Below are 2,373 nucleotides of genomic sequence, written 5' to 3'. Positions count from 1 at the left end.
TGGCCTCGGCGATCTTCTGCTCGGTCACGTCGTGCAATGAAACGACCGCGCCGATCTTGCCACCATCCGTATCGCGCATCGCCTGACCAGACGCCAGAAAGGCGCGCCGAACACCGTCCGCCTGCTCGACCACCATCTCCGCGTTACGCACGATCTCGCCCTGCAGCGAACGAAACAGCGGGATCTCGGTGAGCGCCATCGGCGTCACCCCGTCCGCCTGGAAGATCCGGTAGCGTTCGACCCACTGCTCGGGCGGCAGATCGTCCTGCGCTATCCCGGGCATCTCGCGCGCCGCGCGGTTGAAGAAGGAGAGCCGGCCGTGCTCGTCGCAGGCGACGACGCCATCCGAAATGTTGTTCAGCACCGCCTGCATGAACGCCTGCTGGCGCCGCAGTTCGCCGGTGCGCTTGGCGACGGTTTCTTCCAGGTGGCGCCGGTGATCGTCGAGATCCCGGTGCGACTTCAGGATCTGTCGGCGCATGCTGTTGATCGCCTCGACGACCACGCCCAGTTCGTTGTCCAGGCGAGCATTCGCCGGCAGTTCGAGCGGCGTGTCGAGCTGTTCGAGCGACAGGCGCGAAAGGTAGCCGGAGATGCTCATCAAGTGTCGGGCTACCGCACGCTCGAACAAGGCGTAGAAGACGGCGCCCAGCGCGGTAACGACGAGCAGCAGCGCAATCAGCAGCGGCACCAGACGTTCGAGCGCCGCCACCTTCAGCGGCCAGAGGTCGACGACCACACGCAGTTCGCCGACGCGGGATTCCATCACCGGGTCCTGATAGACAAGCGTCACCTGCTTTTCCAGCCGACGTTCAGGATCGTCGATCGCACGGCCCGAGCGCGCCACCTCGGCGCCCTTTTCGTCGAGGACGACGATGTAGCCAATGCTCGGGATGCGCGTCAGACCCTCGACGATTATCTGCACCTGCGCCATGTCGAAACCCCACAGGCTGCCGGCAATCCCCGGCGCTGAGCTTTGCGCGATTTCGTCCAGCGCATGGCGCGCCGTTTGCACGCGATCACGGTAGTCGAGCACACCGAAGGTCAGCAGCGAGAGCAGCGTGACGAGAACGGCGCCAACGGCCATCCGCACGACGATCTGGCGCGAAATGCTGCCACGTCGGACCGAACTCGATTCGATGGATTTCATGCTCACCTCACAAACACGAACGCTCGCGCACCGTGTTAAACATAGTTCATGAACGGCAGGTTTTCCGGCCTTGGTCTATCCGGGGTCGCTGCAAGAATGGCCTTGCCGACCCTGTGCTGCTCAACCGTGCAATTTTCATCGACGCCGGCGCCAACGCTTCACGTCTTGAACCGTTCGACCTGCTGGCGCAGCGCCGTCGCCAGCGCATCGAGCTGATGAACGTCGTCGTCCGCCTGCGCAGCGAATGTACGCTGTCATCGCTCATGCGCGCGATCGTCGCGATGTTCCCGGCGATCTCGGCGCTGGCGGTGGTTTGTGCGCGCACTGCGTCGGAGATCGTCGATACGCCGGCGCCGGCCGCATCGACCGCCTCGCCGGCGTTGTCGAGCAGCCCGGCAACTCGCTGCAGATCGCTCAGGCCGTTGCTCAGCGCCGCCTGCCCCTGGCGAATCGCCTCGTCAACCGCGCTCGACTGCTGGCCGAGTTCGATCGTGAGCGCGTCGATCTCGCGCGCCGAGCGGGTCGATTTTTCCGCCAGCTTGCGCACTTCGTCGGCCACCACTGCGAAGCCGCGACCGCTCTCGCCGGCGCGCGCCGCCTCGATCGCCGCGTTCAGCGCCAGGAGATTGGTCTGATCGGCAATTTCCTTGACCCGTTGAGTGAGATCGGTGATCGACGCGACGTTGCCGACGAACTGTTCGACGGTAGCGGTGATCCTGCGCACCGCTTTGCCAACCTCGCTCAGTTCGCCCACCACAGCGTGCAACTCGCTGTTGCTGCGCCGTGTTTGCTCGCCGCCGGCGAGGGCTTGTGCGCGCACTTGGCGCGCGCTGTCGGCAACCGAGGCAATGCTCGCGGCCATTTCCTCGACCGCCGCGGCGGCGCTCGCCGCGGCGCTGCTTTGCTGGCTCGAGGCTTCGGTCACCGCCGCGGTGAAACGGGCCAGCCCGTCGGCCGCGCCGGAAACGTTCGCCGCGGCGTGCGCCGTGCGGCCGACCATCGCCTGCAACGATTCGAGGAAGGTGTTGAAGGTGTGAGCCAGTCGACCGACTTCGTCGCGTGCCTGCACCGGCATGCGCAGCGTGAGGTCGCCGCCGCCGGCCGCCAACGCCGCCAGCGCCGCCTGCAATTGGTGCAGCGGCTGCCCGACCAGGCGGCGAACGAGCAGGTAGAGCATGACGACCAGCGCCGCGACCATGAACAGCGTGCCGGCGATCGTCCAC

General features: G+C 66.1%; 2 protein-coding genes. Both read right to left on the bottom strand.

Translation table 11 applies throughout. The features are described from left to right. The coding region (locus tag RKP46_RS04670; RefSeq protein WP_311105546.1) for a PAS domain S-box protein at positions 1-1,150 on the bottom strand (1,150 nt) is incomplete at its 3' end. A 46-nt stretch (positions 1,151-1,196) separates the two neighbouring features. Continuing rightward, positions 1,197-2,373, bottom strand: a 1,177-nt coding sequence (locus RKP46_RS04665) for a methyl-accepting chemotaxis protein (protein ID WP_311105545.1), incomplete at its 5' end; no start/stop codon positions are given.

The organism is Accumulibacter sp. (assembly GCF_031732815.1).
Taxonomy (GTDB): domain Bacteria; phylum Pseudomonadota; class Gammaproteobacteria; order Burkholderiales; family Rhodocyclaceae; genus Accumulibacter.
This window is presented reverse-complemented; position numbering and strand designations above follow the sequence as displayed.